Source organism: Burkholderia cepacia ATCC 25416 (genome assembly GCF_001411495.1).
Taxonomy (GTDB): Bacteria; Pseudomonadota; Gammaproteobacteria; order Burkholderiales; family Burkholderiaceae; genus Burkholderia; species Burkholderia cepacia.
Genome location: NZ_CP012981.1, coordinates 3,719,069 through 3,739,353, shown reverse-complemented (window position 1 = coordinate 3,739,353; position 20,285 = coordinate 3,719,069). Strand labels below are relative to the sequence as shown.

Below are 20,285 nucleotides of genomic sequence, written 5' to 3'. Positions count from 1 at the left end.
GCGCCGGCCCGGCCGGGCTGGCGCCGCGTGGCATCATTCGCCGAACAGCGTGCCGAGCGTCTCGGCCGCGTTGCTGTCGATGGTGTTGTAGGTCACGCTGGTGGCCTCGAAGATGTAGACGGTCGTATACCGGCCGAGGCGCTCCAGGATTTCTTCCTGCAGCGATTCAGGCACGACGTTCATGTTGAGGTACCATGCCGTCGACGACAGCCGCGTCTGGAACGACCCGTATTCCTGCATCAATTCGTAGAACGCGTCGGCATCCTGATCGCGGCAGACGATCACCAAGTTTCCTGCCATTCCCTTTCCTCCCGCTCGTCGATCGATCCCCAGGGCCTGCGGACACCGGGAACGCGCATGCGTTGCCATCGGTACGGCCGCAACCGACCCCAGGGGCCAGCCCCGATCATACCCGCTTAGTCGTATCGGGCTGATGACGCCCGACATGGTTTGCGCGTGCGTGCGGCGGGCGGGTTCCCGGCCGGGCCGGATCACGGCATAATTCGGGCCTGCGTGCCGGCCGAAGGAGTGCGGCCGGGCTGCTTGTACCGCGCACCCGTCATTCGCCCGCGCGCCAGGCACGATCCGTGCGCCGCCTGCGCCGTTCCCGGACGGTTGTACCTGAAATACAGGTTGGTGTAGTGTCGTGCCGTCGCGGGCCGGCACGTCCGGCGCGCGGCAGCGCGTGCACGCACGGCGCACCGCGCTCGCGCGCGATCGTCAGTCAATCGAATTACCGCACCCGTGCGCTTTGCCATGAATCAACATCGACTGCCGGCTTCGTTCGGCCTTACCGGGGAGGGCGCCTGATGAACGTCGGATTCTTCAATCCGAACCGGACCGCCAACGCGTCCGCATGGCGTGTTCTGCCGAACCGGTGGGATTTCATCGCGTTTCCGCTGATCATCTGCCTGATCGCGATGGCGGTCGTCGGTTTCCACGAAACGATGGCGCCGATCGGCACCCTGCAGACGCAGAAGATCTCGCTCGACCCGTCGAACCTGCCCGAATACGCGCTGCGCACCACGCTGCGGATGCTCGCCGCGATGGTCGCGTCGCTCGCGTTCACGCTCGTCTACGGCACGCTCGCGGCCAAGAGCCGTCGTGCCGGCATGGTGCTGATCCCGATCCTCGACATCCTGCAGTCGGTGCCGGTGCTCGGCTTCATCTCGTTCACCGTCACGTTCTTCCTCGCGCTGTTCCCGAGCCGCGTGCTCGGCGCCGAGCTCGCGGCGATCTTCGCGATCTTCACGAGCCAGGCGTGGAACATGACGTTCAGCTTCTACCAGTCGCTGCGCACGGTGCCGCGCGACCTCGACGAAGTGTCGCGAGGCTTCCACCTGACGTCCTGGCAACGCTTCTGGAAGCTCGAAGTGCCGTTCTCGATGCCCGGCCTGATCTGGAACATGATGATGTCGATGTCGGGCGGCTGGTTCTTCGTCGTCGCGTCGGAGGCGATCACCGTCGGCAACCAGACCATCACGCTGCCGGGCATCGGCGCGTATCTCGCGCAGGCGATCTCCGACAAGAACTTCGGCGCGATCGGCTGGGTGATCCTCACGATGACCGTCGTGATCCTCGCGTACGACCAGTTCCTGTTCCGCCCGCTGATCGCGTGGGCCGACAAGTTCCGGATGGAGAACACCGCGTCGGGCGACGCGCCGCAATCCTGGCTGCTCGACCTCGTCCGCCGCACGCGCCTGATTCATCAGCTGCTCGTGCCGGCCGGCTGGTTCTTCGCGAAGGCCGCGCGGATTCCGCTGCGCCTGCCGCTGTCGGGCGCGATGCGCTTCACGCTGCCGAAAGTCGAGAAGAAGGCGTCGCGCACGGTCGACATCGCATGGGCCGCGCTCGTGCTGCTCGGCACGGCCTATATCGTGTGGCGCGTCGTCAGCTTCGTGTCGACCGGCGTGACGATGGCCGAGGTCGGCCATGTGGTCATGCTCGGGCTCATCACGCTGCTGCGCGTGGTCGTGCTGATCGCGATCGCATCGGTCATCTGGGTGCCGATCGGCGTGTGGATCGGGTTGCGCCCGCGGCTCGCCGAGAAGCTGCAGCCGCTCGCGCAGTTCCTCGCCGCGTTCCCGGCGAACCTGCTGTTCCCGGTGTTCGTGATCGTGATCGCGCGCTTCCACCTGAACGCCGATATCTGGCTGTCGCCGCTGATCGTGCTCGGCACGCAGTGGTATATCCTGTTCAACGTGATCGCCGGTGCGACGTCCTACCCGAACGACTATCGCGAAGCGGCGACGAACTTCCGCATCCGCGGCTGGCAGTGGTGGCGGCAGGCGATCCTGCCCGGCATCTTCCCGTACTACGTGACCGGCGCGATCACCGCATCGGGCGGCGCGTGGAACGCGAGCATCGTGTCGGAAGCCGTGCAGTGGGGCAATACCAGGATCGAGGCGCACGGCCTCGGTGCCTATATCGCGCAGACCACCGCCGCCGGCGACTTTCCGAAGATCATCCTGGGCATCGCCGTGATGTCCCTGTTCGTTACCCTGTTCAACCGCCTGCTGTGGCGTCCGCTGTATGCCTTCGCCGAAGCGAAGCTGCGGCTCGACTGAGACCGATTGAGAGCGAAACGCGATGCACAATCCGAATGCTGTAAACGCCCCCGTCCAGACGAACCAGCCGCCGCGCCTCGGTGAGGAAATCCTGCGCGTCGACCACGTCTGTCGCGGCTTCAACAAGACGCAGGGCGAGCTGCTCGTGCTCGACGATGCGAACCTGTCGCTGCGCGAAGGCGAGATCGTCGGCCTGCTCGGCCGTTCCGGCTCGGGCAAGTCGACGCTGCTGCGCATCATCGCCGGGCTGATCGAGCCGACCGGCGGCGAGGTGACCTACCTCGGCAAGCCGCTGCGCGGCCCGGCCGAAGGCGTCGCGATGGTGTTCCAGACCTTCGCGCTGTTCCCGTGGCTCACCGTGCTGCAGAACGTGGAAGCCGGGCTGGAAGCGCTCGGCGTCGGCGCGCGCGAGCGGCGCGAGCGTGCGCTTGCCGCGATCGACCTGATCGGTCTCGACGGTTTCGAGAACGCGTACCCGCGCGAGCTGTCGGGCGGCATGCGCCAGCGCGTGGGCTTTGCGCGCGCGCTGGTCGTCGATCCGACGATCCTGCTGATGGACGAACCGTTCTCCGCGCTCGACGTGCTGACCGCCGAGACGCTGCGTACCGACCTGCTCGACCTGTGGACGCAAGGCCGCATGCCGATCAAGTCGGTGCTGATCGTTACGCACAACATCGAGGAAGCGGTGTTCATGTGTGACCGGATCCTCGTGCTGTCGTCGAACCCGGGCCGCGTGATCGCCGAGATCAAGGTGCCGTTCAAGCATCCGCGCAACCGGCTCGACCCGGCGTTCCGCAAGCTGGTCGACGACATCTACGCGAAGATGACGGCCCGCCAGACCGGCGAGGCGACGAAGAAGGGGCTGGAGCTCGGCAGCTGGCTGCCGCAGGTGTCGACCAACCTGATGGCCGGCCTGATCGAGACGCTCGCGATGGCGCCGTACCACGGTCGCGCGGACATGCCGGAAATTGCGCGCACGCTGCATCTCGAGGTCGACGACCTGTTCCCGATCGCCGAAGTGCTGCAATACCTCGGCTTCGCGGACGTGCGGGAAGGGGACGTGTTCCTGACGCCGCCGGGGCGCGTGTTCGCGGAATTCGGCACGCAGGAGCGCAAGCTGATGTTCGCGGATCACCTGTTGAAGCACGTGCCGCTGGCCGCGCGGATCAAGAAGGTGCTGAACGAGCGTCCGGGCCATCGCGCGCCGCGCGTGCGCTTCGAGCAGGAGCTGGAGGATTTCCTGTCGGACGGTGCCGCCGAGGAGACGCTCGACGCGGTGATCGACTGGGGGCGTTACGGCGAGATCTTCTCGTACAACGACCAGACGGAGATTTTCAGTCTCGAGGACGTCGAGACCTGAAGCCGGCGGGACGATTCCTGCGCATCCGGCCGGAATCGCCCGGATGCTCCCAGCGGCCTGATGCGGCCGTCGCGGGCCAAGGGCTGCGGCCCGACCCCGGCGTTCGCAACGGGCGCCCGGCCATGGATACTTGATTGTCGGATCGTGCGCCTGCCGGAAGCGCTGCGAATGGTGTTCGGCGACGATGCCGCGTCCAGTTTCACTCTTCGGCGACAACGCTTCGTTCACCTCGGACACCGTTCTCCACTTCACCACGTATTGAATGCCTGCCGCGTCGGTGCGGTGTGCTTCGACGCGCGATCACGCTCGTCGATCGGCAATAGATATTAGGGATTGATCTGCTGATCGATCGGGCTGCTTTCTGCACTGAACATTAAATCCTGACAAGTGGTTATGAATTTCCCTACGGTTTGATATATTTGGCGCCACCAAGGCGGCTGAGAGCGCCTTGTTGGTGCGATAGCGTCCAGATCGCGGCGGGTCCGCCCGACAAAAAGAACGAGGTTAATGATGAGTTTCGCAGCAAACGGAAACCCTGACGGGATGGGCGGGGGCGGTGCAGCCTTGGCCGGCGGTTTGAGCAACCTGGGTTCGCTTGCCGGCATGGCGGGCCAACTGGGCGCGCTGACGGGTATGCCTGGCGCGGGGCTGCTGGGCGGTGCCGCGAGCGCGGTGCAACTGGCGCAAACTGGCTTGTCGCTGATGGGCAAGGCTCCCGAATCGATCGTCGAGGCCATCAACAGCCTCACGGGCGCGCTTCCGCGCCTGACCCAGGACAATCGCTTCATCACGATCGAAACGCCGCTCGGCCCGGACGTGCTGCTGGTCAGCGCGGCGGTCATCGACGAGCACGTCAATCAGCTGACTGAAACACATCTCGACCTGCTTTCCCACCGCAACAATATCGAACCGCAGGAAATCGTCGGGCAGCGGGTCAAGATCACGCTCGAGCCGCAGAGCCGCAATTTCAGTCTGACGCGCGTCGTGACGTCGGCTGCGGATATTGAGACGAAACGATATTTCGACGGTTACGTTGCGTCGTTCGGCCGCGTCGGAAAATCGGGTTCGGTGACCCGCTACGAAATGTCGGTCGTTCCGTGGTTCTGGTTTCTCACGCGCTCCACCGATTGCCGGATCTTCCAGAACCAGACGCCGCAGGACATCCTGAGCGACATTTTCCGCGAGATGGGTTTTTCGGATTTCGAGTTCACGATGCAGGGCGAACGTCCGAAACTCGAATACATCGTCATGTACGACGAGTCGTACTACAGTTTCTGCTCGCGCCTGATGGAGCAGGAAGGGCTGATCTGGACGATCCGCTACGAACAGGACAAGCACATCCTCGTGATCGGCGACACCAACGCGGTGTTCCAGCCGATTCCGAACCTGAAGACCATTCCGTACGAAGCCAGTAGTGCCGCCAGCGAGCAGAACGGCATCGATCGATGGGACGAGGCGTTTAGTTTCCGCGTCGGCAAGATCACGTACCGCGACTTCAACTATAACCAGCCGTCGTCGCAACTGATGCATGTCGAGGTGCCGACCGTCAATCTGAAGCACCCGAACATCCAGACGACCGAGCGTTATCAGTTCCATTCGCTGTATGACCACGGCGACGACGGGCAGCGCTACGCGTGCTACGCGATGGAAGCGGAAGAAGCGCTCGCACATCGTTTCAACGGTGCCGGTCATGCGCACGGGATGACGACGAGCGGGCGGTTCACGCTGGTCAATCACGGCACGTCCGCCTACAACAACAAGGACTTCGTAATCCTTCGCGTTCGTCACCAGGTGGCGAACGACTATACCCAGCAGACCTCGAAACTGCCGTACCACAACACGTTTACGTGCCTGCCGATCGACATCCCGTTCCGACCGGAGCGACGTACGCCCAAGCCGCACATGCAGGGTACCCAGTCGGCGATCGTGGTCGGGCCGAAGGGCGAGGAAATTCACACCGACGGCAGCCGGGTCAAGCTGCATTTCCTGTGGGACCGGCGCGGCAAGCTCGACGGTTCCGATTCGATGTGGGTGCGTGTATCGCAACCATGGGCGGGCAAGGGCTGGGGCGGCTCCGCGATCCCGCGGATCGGCCAGGAGGTGCTCGTCTCGTTCAATCAGGGCGATCCGGACAACCCCATCGTCGTCGGCCGTGTGTTCAACGGCGATTCGGGCAACCCGTATCACGGCAGCGGCGGCCAGACGATGGGGATGCGCAGCCAGACGCACAAGGGCGAGGGCTTCAACGAGCTGCGGTTCTCGGATGTGAACGGCGCGCAGGAAGTCTTTCTGCATGCGCAGAAGGACATGAAGACGATCGTCAAGGACAGCGAATCGCACACGGTCGAGTCCGGCGCTCGGAACGTGTCGGTGCTGAAAGGCGACGAGAGCAAGCATGTCGCGGAAGGCAGCCTGTCGGAAAAGATCGCGAAGGCGCGCTTCACGACGGCCAACACCGTCGGCGTGCAGGCGTTGGCGGGCGATGCCGGCCCGGGCAAGCAGAGCTATCAGGCGACGGACGAGATCGAGCATCGGGTCGGTGCGAGTATCGTGACGCTCAAGCCGGACAGCATCAAGCTGTCCCACGGCGCATCGAGCATCCTGATTAATCAGAGCGGCATTTTCCTCGATGGCCCGGTGATCCACCTGAACCAGGGGTTGTTCGTGACGCCCGAGCAGGCGATGGCGATCGAGTGGGCCAATCAGCAGGCGATCATCGCGGCGGGTCTCGCCTCGGCCGATCCGAAGGTGCAGGCCGCGGCACGCAAGCTTCAGGCGACGGTCAAGGCGCAGCAGTTGGCCAAACTCGCGGGAGCCGTGTATGCGCCGGGTACGGCGCCGCCGGGATGGAAGAACGTGTCGAACGATCCGGAAGTTCTCAAGAAGTTCGGCTTGAGGCCGCAGGACTTGCAGATTCCCGGCAGCAACTTCGGTGCGCAGGCGTACGTGCCCGATCCCGCGGTGTTCGGCGACAGCATGAAGCCTGCTCTGGCCTTCAAGGGAACGCAGCCCACGGTCAAGGAAGACTGGTCGAACAACCTTAATCAGGGATTGGGCGACAACTCTCCGTACTACGATCGAGCGGTGACCATCGGCAAGAAGATCTACGGCTCCGGCAATGCAGGCGGCCTCGATCTCACCGGTCATTCGCTCGGCGGCGGCTTGGCTTCGGCGGCGTCCCAGGCCAGCGGCGCGGGCGCGACGACGTTCAACGCGGCCGGCCTCAATTCCGAAACGCTGCCGATGTACGGTGCAGCACCTCAGGCGTCGGCCATCACGAACTATCGGGTCGATGGAGATATCCTGACCGGGGTGCAGGAAGGCAGGCTGGGCCCGATCAGCGACGTGACGTCGGAATTGATGCCCAAGGCCGTCGGTGAGCAGATCACCATTCCGGGCTCCAGTTTGACGACCGTTCAGCGCCACATGATGGGGCAGGTGACGAGCGGACTGGAAACGACCGTTGCCGATCAGCAGGCGTCGTTGCTGAGTCAACTTCAGGGACATTGATGAAATACAGCAAGGTCATTGCCGCGGGCGCGGTTGTCGCGGTAATCGGTTTGTCGTCGCCGTTCTGGTGGCCGACTCATGCACAGGAAACAAAAATGGCAGACTTCAAGCGTTACCCGCCCGAAGACTTTTTCTCGGGATCGCAACTCGAGCTGGCGCGTGCCATTCGCGACGGAAATCTCGAGCAGGTCAAATCGCTTGCGACGCATATCGATCTGGCTGCGCCGGGCAACAAGAAGGCCACCCTGTTGTCGTTCGCGGTGCAGGAGGCGATTCCGGTGAAGACGGACACCTCGAACGTGCACTTCCAGATCATCAGCGAACTGGTTCGGGACGGCGCGAAGCCCGAACAGCCGTTCGGCGAGAACGGTGCGAACGTGGCATATCTGGCTGCGCGGGCAGACACGCCCAACCTGCTGAAAGCGTTGCTGGCCGGCGGCATGAGCCCGGATCTCAAGTACGACGGCGATACACCGCTGCTGTTCGCAACCTGCAAGGACACGCTGTTGCCGCAAATGCGCGTGCTGGTCGAACACAAGGCCGACGTCAATCTGCGGGACTCGATGAAGGAAACCGCGCTCTACGAAGCGACGCGCCTGCGGCAGTGGGACGTCGTCGATTATCTGCTCGCGCATGGTGCCGATCCGTCGGTGAAGAACGACAACGGCCTCGCCTATTCGAAAGTCCTCGGCGACGAACTGCAGCAGACGCCGAAAGGCTCGCCGCAGCTGAGTCGCATCGAAGCCATTCACAAGCGTTTGGTCACGGCTGGCGTGCAGTAACGCAAGCCGCAGACGGCTGCGCCGGCTGCGGCTGTGCCGCGGGCGAACAGTTTCAATCCGGCGCCTGCCCCGACGGGCGGGCCGAACCGAGAAGAGCATGTCCGAATATCAGATGAACGATGCCGTCATTCAGTTGCCGGCGCACTTCAAAGACAAGACGATCCACCTGTTCACGGTAGACGAAGCAGGAAGCAGCGGATTTACCTTCGTGGTGTCGCGCGCGCCGATGGAGCCGGACGACACGGTCGATACGTTCGTGACGCGATTGGTTTCGGAGATGCGCAAGTCACTGCCGCGTTTCGAATTGAAGCATCTGGAAAACCGCGAAATCGACGGCGAAACCGCGCGCGAAATCGATTACCAGTGGGTGTCGGAAGGCTCGGCGCTGCATCAGCGCCAGACGGTCGTGATGTCGCCGAAAGCGGGGCGCGAGCGCATGGCGATCAGTTTCATCGGTACCTGTCCGAAGTCGTTCACGGAGGACAAGAGCAAGGAATACAAGAGCCTGCTCGCGAGTGTCGTGTTGACGCGGCCCGAGCGGGCGGCCTTCGCGCCGAGGGTGCTCGGCCAGGACGAGGCCGGCATCGTGTTCGTGCTGCACGAGCCGAGTGCGACGCTGTACGCGCTCACCGGCATGGCCGAACTGTACCGCCACGACGTCACGGAAATGTTCGAAGACACCGCGTTCTTCGGCCCTGGCGGCGAGCCGCTTGCGCTGCAGCCTGCGCCGCACGGGCAACCGGCGTGGCGAGCCGTGGATGGCCGTCAATTCGCGCTATGGACGACGGATTCGCGCGAGCACGCGTCGCTCGGTGACCGGCTGGGTGACGTGGCGGCGGTGAAAGGCATGGTCGGCATGCAGAACGTCGAGGCCGTACGGGCTTATCTGACCGCGGTTGCGAACGCGGGCTGACGGGGAACCTGCGTGGATACATTGCTTGCTGCTGCGCGGTTCGGCGATCCGATTGCGCATACGGCGTCCAAGGGGTGGATGATCGCCGGGATGATTGCCGGCGCGGTGATTGGCGCCGTGGCGGTGGTCGCAACCGGCGGTGCGGCGTTGACGGTGATTGCCGCGGTCGCCGCAGGGGCTGCCGCTGGCGGCGGACTGGGCGAAGTGCTGGGCACGATGTCGTGGGCGCCGCGGCACGTCACCGGAAGCCTGATAAAGGGCTCGCCCAACGTCTTCATCAACAGTCGCCCGGCGATACGGGCCATTTTGAGCCTCGGGCTGTGCAGCGACCACGCGGGTCCGCCGCAGGTGGTCGCGCAGGGTTCGTCGACGGTGTTCATCAACAGCCAGCCGGCGAGCCGCAAGGAAGACCGGATGATGTGCGGCGCGTTGATCAACGACGGATCGCCGAACGTGTTCATCGGTGGCCCGGCAGTCGGGGAGTTCAATCCCGAGATCCCGGCGTGGGTGAACTGGACGATGGCTGCGGTGGGCATTGCTGCCGCGGCCGTTCTTGCAGGGCCGGCGCTGGCGTTTCTCGGCGCGGCCGGCGGCTTTCTCGGCGGCGAAGTTGGCGGCTGGCTGGGCGGAAAGATTTTCGGCGAGGGTTCGGACGGGCAGAAGTGGTCGATGCTTGGAGGAAGCTTGCTGGGCGGGTTCGGGGCGGCGAAGGGCGCCGGGCTCGTCAGCGGGGCGAGGGGAGCGGGCTCTGCAGCTGGCGAACTGTCGGCGCTGGAAGCAGCCGAAGGTGCCGCAGGGGCGACGGAGCAGCCGACGATTTCACTGTTCGGTGTGCGTGGTGGCGGGCGGGTGTCCGATGTCGAAGGCGGGATGCATCCGTATCAGTACACTGGCCACGTCGGGTATTCGCTGGACGGCGGCAAGACGATATGGGGCTTTGGCCCTGCAACGGGCGATGCGAGCGCGGCGGAAGTGTTTGCTAATCTGAAAGGATCGGGCAGCTACCCCGGGATGATTACCGCGGATCAAGATGCATTCATCGCGATCGCGAAAAATCCGATGGCTGCCCGTGGCGGTGGCGGAGCGCTACAGACCGTGTACGAGCAAAAGATACCGGTCACGCAGGAGCAGTACGAATCGATACTGGCGGCGCACGAGGAACTGGTTGCGCGCGGGCCGATGGATGACATTCGGTATCAATGGCCACCCAAGTCTGGCGAATGGCCGGAAAACAACTATAACTGCGCGACGTTTCCAGGTCGCCTCGGCATTCCCATTCCCGAAGGGACAGGGAAATTGCAGAACTACATGCCGGAGCTCGAGAAAGTGGGTACGCCTTGGATGCCAGGGAATTAAATCTTATGAACATGTCAGAGAGCCTCTATTCTGTCGCTGCTGGTATGCACGATCTGGTGGTCGTGTCCGTCATCGATTCGCCGAGTCCGCACGTTTTTCGCGCAAAAATCGAGCAGATCTATTCCTGCGGGAAGGGCATCACGCCGGATCGTCTCGGAACGGAGTTCGAGTTTTACAGCGGGCCTGCGACGTGGGGGAACGTACCGCTCCAGATCGGGGAGCGGGCGTTGCTCTTCGTGCATCAGGTGTCCGGTGTGTTTAACGAATATCCATGGCGCGGCCACATGGTTCTGGAGGAAATTGACGGTGAATCGTACGCCCGATTACAGATTCCCGAGTTGTGGTTGAGGGACGATCTGCCGGAAGCCGTGAAAGCTGCGGCGGCTCCTCATCCAACCAGGCGAAACGCATCGATTGTCAGGTTCGGTGCGCTCGAGAACTACCTGAAAGGGCTCATCGAGAAAGCGGTTCGCTGAGCCGGGGCGGCTTCCGGACAGCGAAGCGGATAATGCGCGTGCGAAGTTTTTGGAGCTGAATTGAATGACCGATAAGAACCCCGATTTTTCACCGATGCGCATGCGGGCACGCGGATTCGTGTCGCAGGGGCGCATCGAGGATGCGCTCGGACTGTACGGCGACATCCTGAAGGTGGCGCCGGAAGACGCGGCGACGTATGCCGATCGCGGCACGACCTTCGCGATGATCAAGAAGACAGCGCTCGCGCTGAACGATCTGAACCGGGCCATCGAGCTGGGCTACACGGATCCGTCGGCGTATTGCACGCTCGCGACGATTTACCTCGAAGGCGGCGCCTACCAGAAGTCGCTCGATTACTTCGACAAGGCGCTGAAGCTCAATCCCGACCAGCCTTTCGTCTATTTCAATCGCGCCAGGGCATACGAGACGCTGGGTGATATCAACGCGTCGATCGCCGATCTCGAGCGGTGCCTGACTTACGACCCGGACGATGCGCTGTCCGCGAAGATCAAGGAAAGGGTGGCGCAGCTTCGCGCGCGTCTGTAACGGCTGCCTCCGGATGTGAAGTGTGCGGTACCCGGCCCGGAAGAGTCCGGGCGAATTGAGGGAGTAATGATGTTGAAGCGGGACAGCTTGCCGTATTCCGTGCTGCCTTCCTCGTTGGCAGCATTGATCTCAGAGACTGATTTTCTGACGGCGTTCGAGAATGCGGAGTCGCAAACCGTCATCGTTTGGTATGTCGACGCGCGAATCGGTCGTCAGCACGAAATCGAGTTTTCCCCGAGGCTAGGACGTCTACTGTCGCGCGGCGAGCGCGAAGCGCAATTTCCGCCGGAGCGTCAGATGGTGCTGCAAGACGGGATCCGCGTGCACGTAGGCAATAGGCTCGAGGCCGATACCGACGTTCGCTATGAAACCTATACCGCACACGATCCGGTGACGTCGTCGAAGCTTGCCGTCGGCGAACAGATGTTCTTTGTGCCGTTTCTGGACGAGCCCGAGCCGGTCGTTCGGCAGGCAATCGAACGAGCAAAGTTCCCGAATACGTATGCGGGATGGAGCGCAATCGAGCGCACTCGTTATTGGGTGGGCGTGCTGTATCGTGCGCGACGCCAGACGGGGGAGTCGGGTATCAACGAAGACGAAGCCTTTCGGCCCGCAGTGTTGAAGCACATGAGGGCGGTGGATCCTGATGTCGATGGCATGCTTGCGGCGGTGCTTGCCGAACTGAGTCGAATGGAAATGATCGCCCCGGATATCATGCGGGCTGCGTTCAATCGACGTACAGGCGCGTCGATCTGATCGCCCGGACCACCAGTGTGTCCGATGAGCGACGCGCATTGATTGACCGACGCGCCGCACACCGCACCGCTACTGCAAATTCCCCCACCGATCGACGGCCGGCTCCGCCGACGCCCACTTCCAGTGCGTGCCTTGCTGGCACGCATTCGCGAAATACCAGTCGGCCTTGTCGCCGTCCTTCACCGAAAACGCGAATTCCTTGCACAGCGCGAGCGCCGACGAGTACGCGCGCGTGACGCGCACTTCGCCTTCGCCGTTTTCGAGCGGCAGCGTGTTCTTCACCTTCCACGGCTTCACTTCGCCGACGGCGAGACTGCCGGCCGTCTTCGCGATCGCGTCCTGCTGATTCTGATGGAGTTGTTTCATCGTGCGGTTCACGGCTTCGTCGGTCGCGGCCTGCACGGCGATCCCGACGCCGACGCCGACCGCCGGGTTCGCGGTGACGAGGCCCGTCGCCGCACCGGCAAGCGCGCCGCTCGCCGCGCCGACCGACCCGCAGCCCGACAGCGTGGCCGCCGCCGCGCACAGCGCGCCGACGGCCGCGATACGGATCGCGACGCTCATTGCAGCGAGCCCCAGCGTTCGGTCGCCGGTTCCGCCGACGCCCATTTCCACACGGGGCCGTCGCGGCAGATCGTGGCGACGTAGAACGCCGATTGCGCGGCCTTGTCGGCCTTTGCGGGCGTGTCGACCGCGAACACGATTTCCTTGCAGTCGAGCGGGCCGATGCTGATCATCCGGCTGACCGTCACGCGACCCTGTTCGTCGTCCTCGATCGGGAACGAGTGGTGCGTCGACCACGGCGCGACGCCGCCCACGTCGAGCGGGCCGGCCGCCTTCGCGATCTGTTCCTGTGTGTAACGGTGTGCGACGCGCTGCGAGTACTGGACGCCCGCACGCGCACCGGCGACGGCGCCGAGGCCGATGCCGGTCGCGACGGCGGCGTTGTTGGTGACCTTGGAGGCGATCGCGGCACCCGCGATACCGGCGCCGGCTGTCGCGCCCTCGCTGTACAGCGAGTTGCAGCCGGACAGCAGTGCGGCCGTGGCGATCGCGGCCAGCACGACGCGCGCCGGAATGGCCCGGCGCGGCGATTCGAAACGAATGTTCATCCCTGAGTGCAAGTCCTGTCTGGGTGAGCGGCAACGCGTGCGCGCCCTCATGCCGCGTCATTGTTTCGCAATTGTCATAGGAAAACTGCAAAGCTTTGACAAATCGCCGGACGGCATTCCGCGCGCGTACGCGCGGCGTTATTGTCGGACAGGTGGATCGTGAGGGGTCGAAACGTTACAAATTGAAGGTAATTGTTACTTTGGCGTGCAAGGAAGCGACCTAGACTTTTCAGTTATGGAATGTTTCTACGACGGCCTCGGGCCGCGCCGCACATGAGACACCCGGCCATGCGACGTTCGAAACGGTTTTCGCCCCGGCCGCCCGACGCAGGGGCGGTCCGCCCGCATTCGCAGACCGACGCGCCATCGGCACCGCCTGCCGGCGCGCCCGGCGAGACGCCGTCCGACGGCGATCACAACCAGGGCGGTGCCCGCCCGGAAGGGCTCGACTATCAGCGGGATCTCGGTCAGGAGCAGGACGCCTGATGTCGTTGCCGTCGTATTCCGCCGCTGCCTTTCACACCTGCATTTCTCACGTCTGAATCGCCGCACGGCCGCCTTCGGGCAGCCGTGCCAGCCTTGGCGCGCGCCGCGCGCCAGCCCATCGAATCGAGGAGGGAAAGCCGCATGAGCAGATTGATCGTGGTATCGAACCGTGTCGCCGCCGGCGAGGACACGCGCCCGAGCGCCGGCGGCCTGGCGGTCGGCGTGATGGACGCGCTGAAGGAAACGGGCGGTGTCTGGTTCGGCTGGAATGGCGAGATCGTCGGCGCACCCGACACCGCGCCGGCGATCCAGCGGGACGGCAACGTGACCTATGCGACGGTCGGGCTGACCCGGCGCGACTACGACCAGTATTACCGCGGCTTCTCGAACGCGACGCTGTGGCCGGTGTTCCATTACCGCGGCGATCTCGCGCGCTTCGACCGCCAGGAGTACGCGGGCTATCTGCGCGTGAACGCGATGCTGGCGAAGCAGCTTGCCGCTTTGCTGCGTCCCGACGACCTGATCTGGGTGCACGACTATCACCTGCTGCCGTTCGCGCATTACCTGCGCGAACTCGGCGTGAAGAATCCGATCGGCTTCTTCCTGCACATCCCGTTTCCGTCGCCCGACATGCTGCGTCTCGTGCCGCCGCACGAGGAACTCGTGAAATTCATGTGCGCATACGACGTCGCGGGCTTCCAGACCGAGGCCGACAAGCAGGCGTTCACCGACTACATCGAGCGGCGCGGCATCGGTGCGGCGAGCGACGACGGGATGCTGCATGCGCACGGGCGTGTCGTGAAGGTCGCCGCCTATCCGATCGGCGTTTATCCCGACGCGATCGCGCAGGCGGCCGTCCAGTACGGCGCGCGCAAGCCGGTGAAGATGCTGCGCGAGGCGCTCGACGGCCGCAAGCTGGTGATGAGCGTCGACCGCCTCGATTATTCGAAGGGGCTCGTCGAGCGCTTCCAGGCGTTCGAGCGGATGCTCGCGAACGCGCCGGGCTGGCAGGGGCGCGTGTCGCTCCTGCAGATCGCGCCGCCGACGCGTTCCGACGTGCAGACCTATCAGGACATTCGTGAAACGCTCGAAGGCGAGGCCGGCCGCATCAACGGCCGCTTCTCGCAGCTCGACTGGACGCCGATCCAGTACCTGAACCGCAAGTACGAGCGCAACCTGCTGATGGCGTTCTTCCGGATGTCGCAGGTCGGCTATGTGACGCCGTTGCGCGACGGGATGAACCTCGTCGCGAAGGAGTACGTGGCATCGCAGGATCCGGCCGATCCGGGCGTGCTCGTGCTGTCGGAGTTCGCGGGCGCGGCGGCCGAGCTGACCGGCGCGCTCCTCGTCAATCCGTACGACCTGTCGCAGATGGCCGAGGCGCTCGAGCGCGCGCTGTCGATGCCGCTCGCGGAGCGGCAGGCGCGCCACGAGGAGAACCTCGCGCGGCTGCGCGGAAACGACCTGTCGGTCTGGCGCGATACGTTCGTCGCCGACTTGCGCAGTGTCGCGGCCGCCGCGTCGGTCACGCGGCGCGCGGGCCGGCGGGTCGTGCATGCGTGAGGTCGTACAGGGGCGCGGCGCCGCCGACGACACGAGCGACGACGCCATCCGCCGCTTCTTCGTCGTGACCGGTGGCCCGGGTTCGGGCAAGAGCACGCTGCTCGATGCGCTCGAGCGCGCCGGTTACGCGCGCTCGCAGGAAGCCGGGCGGGGCGTGATCCGCGACCAGATGGCGATCGACGGTCACGCGTTGCCGTGGCGCGACCCGGCCGCGTTTGCCGAGCTGATGCTGAGCTGGGAGATGCGCTCGTACGATCTCGCGCGGCATGCGCGCGGGCCCGTGTTCTTCGATCGCGGCGTGCCGGACGTGATCGGCTATCTGCGGCTGACGGGGCTGGCCGTGCCCGCGCATGCGGAGGCCGCGGCCAACCGTTTCCGCTATGACCCGCGCGTGTTCATCGCGCCGCCGTGGCCGGACATCTATGCGCAGGACACCGAGCGCCGGCAGGATTTCGCGGAAGCCGTGCGCACCTACGACGCGATGGTCGCGTGCTACACGTCGTACGGCTATCGGCTGATCGAACTGCCGCGCGAGAGCGTGCAGGCGCGCGTGCGTTTCGTGATGGACGCGCTCGACGCCGAATGACGCGCGGGGCGGCGCGCGACGGTATCAGGTTGCCGCGTCCGGTCGCGGCGACGCGATGCGCAGCATGCTGACGAGCGCGGCCACCGCCGCGAATGCCGCGGCGACATAGAGCGCAATCGTCGGCCCGCGATCGGGGACGAGCCCGAAAATCAATGCGACGAGCGCGGCGCCGAGCGTCTGCCCGGTCAGCCGCGCGGTGCTCAGCATGCCACCCGCGCCACCGCTGCGTTCGCGCGGCGCCGACGACAGCATCGCGCGGTTGTTCGGCGACTGGAACAACCCGAAGCCCGCACCGCACAGCGCCATCCGCCACACGATGTCGACGGTGCCCGGGTGCGCGCCGATCGTCGCGAGCGACAGCAGCCCGGCCGCGAACAGGGCGAGCCCGATCCCGCCGAGGATGCCCGCCGAATAGCGATCCGACAGCACGCCCGCGAGCGGCGCGGCGAACACGATCACGAGCGGCCAGGGCGTCATGTAGAGGCCCGTCTCGACCTGCGAGAAACCGAGCGAGTGCTGCAGCCAGAACGGCAGCGCGACGAACGCGAGCATCTGCGACGTGAACGACGCCATCGACGTATAGATCGACAGCGCGAACATCGGGATGCGCATCAGGTCGACGGGCAGCAGCGGCGCCGGCTGCGACAGCTGGCGCTTCACGAAGAAGTAGCCGACGACGAACGCGACGGCCAGTTCGGCCGCGACGTACGCATGGCCTTCGCCGTGGCCGAGCCCGTCGACCGCCGTGATCAGCAGGCCGAACACGCACGCGTTCATCAGCGCGCTCGGGAAATCGTACGGCGCATCGTGCAGCGGGTTGGACGGCAGCGCGCGCAGGCTGCCGATCACCGCGGCGATGCCGATCGGCACGTTGACCGCGAAGAGCCACGGCCACGATGCGAACGACAGGATCGCGGACGCGACCGTCGGCCCGATCGCCGACGACAGCGCCACGACCATCGCGTTGATCGACAGCCCGCGCCCGAGCATCGACGACGGGTAGATCATCCGCACGAGCGCCGCGTTGACGCTCATGATGCCGGCCGCGCCGAAACCCTGGATCACGCGCATCACGGCCAGCATCGGCAGCGAGCCGGCGAGCGCGCAGCCGAGCGACGCCGCGGTGAACAGCGCGAGCCCCGCGACGTAGATGCGGCGATAGCCGATGCGCTCGCCGAGCGAGGCGAGCGGCAGCAGCGTGATCGTGACCGCGAGCTGGTATGCGTTGACGATCCAGATCGATGCGGCGTCGGACGCGTGCAGGTCGCGCGCGATCGTCGGCAGCGCGACGTTTGCAATAGCGCCGTCGAGCACGGCGAGCGTGATGCCCAGTGCGACGCAGAGGATCGCCCAGTAGCGTTGCGGAAGCGGCAGGCCGGTATCGGCGTTCATGGCGGGAGCAGATGCGTGGTTGTCCGCGCGCCCGGCTGCCGGTTGCGTGCGCAACCATGCGGAAGGGTGGAGGCGGCGATGAGCGGCCCGGCCGGCGCAACTGCACCGGGGCGTGGCCGGCCGAGTGTATCACCGGGCCGCATGGCGCGACGTCGGCACTCAGCCTTCGAAGTCGAGGCCGCCGAGCCGCACGAGCGGGTCGGCCTGCGTGCGCGACAGGAGATCGATGTCGCGCGCGCCCTGCCATGCGCCCAGTTTTTTCGGGAGGGCGGCCAGGTAGTGCTCGAAGTGCCGCGGGCCGTCCGGCTCCATCAGCCGCTCGATTTCGTCGGTGTCCCAGGTCAGTTCGAGATTCAGCGGATGCTCGAAGCCGCTGACATGCTCGTGCGGCGCGCTGCGGATCTGCACGCGCGTCGGATGCCCGTGGCCGCCATACGGGACGACGTCGGTCAGCACGTGATCGGCGAAGAAGGCGGCGATCGCCTGTGCGATGCGCGGGGCGAATTCTGTATCGAAACGGCGGGCGGTTTCGGGCTGCATGAAGGCGTCTCCTGTATGCCGAAAATCCTAGCATGGCGGCGCCGCGTTTCGGTGTGCGTGATAGCGGTAATCGCGCGTTACCACTTGCTGCATCTATTACGGCCGCCTGCCGCCACAATGCATCGCATCCAGTACCACTTCGCGTGGGAGCCCATCATGAAAAAAATTGCCGCAGTGTGTGTCCTCGCCGGTTCGCTTGCCGTGGCGGGTCCGGCGTCCGCGCATGGCCGCGACGGCGGCGCTGTCATCGGCGCATTGATCGGCGGCGCGGTGCTGGGCGCGATCGTGACGTCCGCGATGAATCCGCCCGTCGCGTATCAGGCGCCCGTGTACCAGGCACCGGCCTATCAGCCGCCGACGTACTACCAGGCACCCGCGTACCAGCAGCCTGCCTATCCGACCTACCAGCAGGCGCAGTATCAGGACGACGGCCCGAACTATTGCTACGACCGCTACCAGCGCGCGTACGTGTGCGGCGCGCCGGTGCGGGGCGGCTACGCGCAGCCGGCCGGGTGGTAAGCGAGCGGATGCGTGACGCGTGAACGGTCGGTGCCGGGCGACCTGCGTCGCCGACGTTCGCTTTGCCGCACCGGACGACAAAAGGCCCTCGCTTCGTGCGAGGGCCTTTGTCTTTTGCGCGGGAGTCCGTTCGTCTGCGTAACGCACGACCGGCAAGACCGGCACGACCGCTCATCGGCGGGCCGTGCGCGGATACAAACGGTTGCAATTGTGCGTCAGTGGCGATGGCCGCCGCCTCCGCCGCCATCGTTCCAGTCGCCTCGGCGTCCGCCGCCGTGCCCCCAGCCGTTGCCGCGGTTGCCGCGATCGCCGTCCCAGCGATGGTAGTCGCGCCGGCCGCGATCCCAGTCGCGTCCGCCGCCACCGCCCCAGATGTTGACCGTGCCGTACACGGGGGACGGCGCGTAGGCGTAGCCCGGGTCGGAATAGTAGGGCTGGCCGTAGCCGTATCCGGCGTCCGGGGCGACGACGCAGCCGGCCAGCAAGGTCGCGACGCCGGCGGCAGCAATGAGCTTCAGCATGATGTTCTCCGTTGGTTCCCGTATAAGTACCGCGCAAGGGGATTGCCAGCTGTTTGCAATTGTGTCGTCAAATTACAGCGCCGTAAGGTCATGCGACGAAAGTGTTAGCATCCGGAGCTCATTTGTTTTCCAGGAGTACCTCGATGAAATTCGCGATCCGGGCCGCGCTGGCCGCCTTGTGCGTGACGACTGCCGCCGCCTGCGTGGCCGCGCCTGCATCGGCGCCCGCCGTGCCGGCCGAGTCGATCAAGATGTTTCCGCAGGCAGCGGCCGGCCAGCAGCGCGTCGTGATCGCGCTGCCCGCGCTCGAGAACGAAGGCGATGCGCGCGTCGAACTGATGATCGGCAAGACGTTGCAGACCGACTGCAACCAGCAGTGGTTCGGCGGCGAGCTGACCGCCGAGGACGTGAAGGGCTGGGGCTATACGTACTACCAGCTCACCGACGTGAAGGGCCCGGCGTCGACGCTGATGGCGTGCCCGGGCCAGGCGCCGCAGCAGCGGTTCGTGCAGGTGCGCGGCGATGGCCAGCTGCTGCGCTACAACAGCCGCCTGCCGCTCGTCGTCTATGTGCCGGACGGTTTCGAGGTGCGCTATCGCGTGTGGCATGCGTCGAAGGACGTGCAGCACGCTGAAAGGCAGTAACGCGCGGGTGCGGCCGTGCGCGGCGGAGTCCTGCCGCTACGCGCCGCCCATACCGACGAGCGCTGGCCATGCGGCCAGCGCAGCCATCGCGACGGCCTCGAGATCGCGACGGCTCGCACCATCGCGGGCCTGGATCGACATCCCCTGCTGGACGGTTACGTAGTACCGCGCGATCGCGTCGAGGTTCGCGTGCGCCGAGATCTCGCCGGTCGCGACACCTTGCCTGAGGCGTTCGCGCAGGCTCTCGACCGTGCCCTCGCGCATCGCGATCAGCGTTTGCCGAACCGTATCGGAGCGCTCGGCCGGATGCAGCGCCGACAGCACGACCAGGCAGCCAGCCGGCTTCGACCGCCGCGTGAACACGCGTGCGGTATCCATCAGGTAGTTCCGCACGGCGTCGTGTGCGCTGCCGGCCTCCTCGACGCCCCCCCAGATTTCTTTTCCCTCCGTTGCGCGGTAGTGCTCGAGCGCCTGCCGGAACAATGCTTCCTTGCTGCCGAACGCCGCATACAGGCTCGGCGATGCGATGCCCATCGCGGCCGTCAGGTCGGTCATCGACGCGCCCTCGTAGCCGAGGCGCCAGAACACCTCCATCGCGCGTTCCAGCGCCGCTTCCTTGTCGAAGCTCCTCGGTCGGCCCCGTTCAGCCATTGCG

General features: G+C 65.3%; 21 protein-coding genes. 14 read left to right on the top strand and 7 right to left on the bottom strand.

The window, feature by feature from the left end:
* Positions 1-33: 33 nt before the first annotated feature.
* Positions 34-300: a double-stranded DNA-specific endonuclease gene (locus APZ15_RS17290; protein ID WP_027786765.1), complete on the bottom strand. Its 267-nt coding sequence runs from the start codon at positions 298-300 to the stop codon at positions 34-36.
* 509 nt (positions 301-809) lie between these two features.
* On the opposite strand from APZ15_RS17290, the gene APZ15_RS17285 reads away from it, so the two are divergent.
* The 9 genes from APZ15_RS17285 to APZ15_RS17245 all read left to right on the top strand — a co-directional run bounded on the left by APZ15_RS17285 (position 810) and on the right by APZ15_RS17245 (position 12,267).
* Positions 810-2,567: an ABC transporter permease gene (locus APZ15_RS17285; protein WP_027786766.1), complete on the top strand. Its 1,758-nt coding sequence runs from the start codon at positions 810-812 to the stop codon at positions 2,565-2,567.
* Between the two features lie 22 nt (positions 2,568-2,589).
* The gene (locus APZ15_RS17280; protein ID WP_027786767.1) at positions 2,590-3,927 is read left to right on the top strand and encodes an ABC transporter ATP-binding protein; all 1,338 of its coding nucleotides are present in this window, start codon (positions 2,590-2,592) and stop codon (positions 3,925-3,927) included.
* A 510-nt stretch (positions 3,928-4,437) separates the two neighbouring features.
* A complete protein-coding gene (locus APZ15_RS17275; RefSeq protein WP_027786768.1) occupies positions 4,438-7,437 on the top strand; it encodes a type VI secretion system tip protein TssI/VgrG in 3,000 nt (999 codons plus the stop codon).
* Between the two features lie 95 nt (positions 7,438-7,532).
* Positions 7,533-8,219: an ankyrin repeat domain-containing protein gene (locus APZ15_RS17270; RefSeq protein WP_226127849.1), complete on the top strand. Its 687-nt coding sequence runs from the start codon at positions 7,533-7,535 to the stop codon at positions 8,217-8,219.
* 97 nt (positions 8,220-8,316) lie between these two features.
* Positions 8,317-9,132: a DcrB-related protein gene (locus tag APZ15_RS17265; protein ID WP_027786769.1), complete on the top strand. Its 816-nt coding sequence runs from the start codon at positions 8,317-8,319 to the stop codon at positions 9,130-9,132.
* Between the two features lie 12 nt (positions 9,133-9,144).
* Positions 9,145-10,488 (top strand): PAAR domain-containing protein, encoded by a 1,344-nt coding sequence (locus tag APZ15_RS39430; RefSeq protein WP_196487810.1) that lies wholly within the window; start codon positions 9,145-9,147, stop codon positions 10,486-10,488.
* 5 nt (positions 10,489-10,493) lie between these two features.
* Positions 10,494-10,964, top strand: a complete 471-nt coding sequence (locus APZ15_RS17255; protein ID WP_027786770.1) for a hypothetical protein — start codon at positions 10,494-10,496, stop codon at positions 10,962-10,964.
* Positions 10,965-11,028: 64 nt separating this feature from the next.
* Complete coding sequence (locus APZ15_RS17250) at positions 11,029-11,511, top strand: tetratricopeptide repeat protein (protein ID WP_048028495.1); 483 nt, start codon at positions 11,029-11,031, stop codon at positions 11,509-11,511.
* A 66-nt stretch (positions 11,512-11,577) separates the two neighbouring features.
* Positions 11,578-12,267, top strand: coding sequence for a hypothetical protein (locus APZ15_RS17245; protein ID WP_034195742.1), 690 nt, complete (start codon positions 11,578-11,580; stop codon positions 12,265-12,267).
* 69 nt (positions 12,268-12,336) lie between these two features.
* Here APZ15_RS17245 and APZ15_RS17240 read toward each other — a convergent pair whose 3' ends face one another.
* Together APZ15_RS17240 and APZ15_RS17235 are read right to left on the bottom strand one after the other, a co-directional pair.
* Positions 12,337-12,831, bottom strand: a complete 495-nt coding sequence (locus APZ15_RS17240) for a hypothetical protein (RefSeq protein WP_027786773.1) — start codon at positions 12,829-12,831, stop codon at positions 12,337-12,339.
* Complete coding sequence (locus APZ15_RS17235; RefSeq protein ID WP_027786774.1) at positions 12,828-13,379, bottom strand: hypothetical protein; 552 nt, start codon at positions 13,377-13,379, stop codon at positions 12,828-12,830. Before APZ15_RS17235 ends, APZ15_RS17240 begins: the two co-directional genes overlap by 4 nt.
* A 288-nt stretch (positions 13,380-13,667) precedes the next feature.
* Here APZ15_RS17235 and APZ15_RS39425 point away from each other — a divergent pair, with 288 nt between their 5' ends.
* From APZ15_RS39425 to APZ15_RS17225, 3 genes are all read left to right on the top strand, one after another.
* On the top strand, positions 13,668-13,865 hold the full coding sequence (locus tag APZ15_RS39425; protein WP_060063454.1) for a hypothetical protein: 198 nt from the start codon (positions 13,668-13,670) through the stop codon (positions 13,863-13,865).
* 141 nt (positions 13,866-14,006) lie between these two features.
* Positions 14,007-15,428 carry an alpha,alpha-trehalose-phosphate synthase (UDP-forming) gene (otsA, locus tag APZ15_RS17230; protein WP_027786775.1) on the top strand — a complete coding sequence of 474 codons (1,422 nt, stop codon included), beginning with the start codon at positions 14,007-14,009 and terminating at the stop codon, positions 15,426-15,428.
* Positions 15,421-16,014: an AAA family ATPase gene (locus tag APZ15_RS17225; RefSeq protein WP_027786776.1), complete on the top strand. Its 594-nt coding sequence runs from the start codon at positions 15,421-15,423 to the stop codon at positions 16,012-16,014. The genes otsA and APZ15_RS17225 overlap by 8 nt, the downstream gene beginning before the upstream one ends.
* A 24-nt stretch (positions 16,015-16,038) precedes the next feature.
* On the opposite strand, the gene APZ15_RS17220 is transcribed toward APZ15_RS17225, so the two are convergent.
* Complete coding sequence (locus APZ15_RS17220) at positions 16,039-17,406, bottom strand: MFS transporter (RefSeq protein WP_034195743.1); 1,368 nt, start codon at positions 17,404-17,406, stop codon at positions 16,039-16,041.
* Positions 17,407-17,565: 159 nt separating this feature from the next.
* A complete protein-coding gene (locus APZ15_RS17215) occupies positions 17,566-17,946 on the bottom strand; it encodes a DUF5594 family protein (protein ID WP_027786778.1) in 381 nt (126 codons plus the stop codon).
* A gap of 117 nt (positions 17,947-18,063) precedes the next feature.
* On the opposite strand from APZ15_RS17215, the gene APZ15_RS17210 reads away from it, so the two are divergent.
* Positions 18,064-18,465, top strand: a complete 402-nt coding sequence (locus tag APZ15_RS17210) for a hypothetical protein (protein ID WP_021158522.1) — start codon at positions 18,064-18,066, stop codon at positions 18,463-18,465.
* 215 nt (positions 18,466-18,680) lie between these two features.
* Here the strand turns inward: APZ15_RS17210 and APZ15_RS17205 are convergent, their stop codons facing one another.
* Complete coding sequence (locus APZ15_RS17205; RefSeq protein WP_021158523.1) at positions 18,681-18,986, bottom strand: hypothetical protein; 306 nt, start codon at positions 18,984-18,986, stop codon at positions 18,681-18,683.
* A 143-nt stretch (positions 18,987-19,129) separates the two neighbouring features.
* Here APZ15_RS17205 and eco point away from each other — a divergent pair, with 143 nt between their 5' ends.
* Positions 19,130-19,630 carry a serine protease inhibitor ecotin gene (gene eco / locus APZ15_RS17200; RefSeq protein ID WP_021158524.1) on the top strand — a complete coding sequence of 167 codons (501 nt, stop codon included), beginning with the start codon at positions 19,130-19,132 and terminating at the stop codon, positions 19,628-19,630.
* A 36-nt stretch (positions 19,631-19,666) separates the two neighbouring features.
* Here eco and APZ15_RS17195 read toward each other — a convergent pair whose 3' ends face one another.
* A complete protein-coding gene (locus APZ15_RS17195; RefSeq protein WP_021158525.1) occupies positions 19,667-20,281 on the bottom strand; it encodes a TetR/AcrR family transcriptional regulator in 615 nt (204 codons plus the stop codon).
* Positions 20,282-20,285 lie beyond the last annotated feature (4 nt).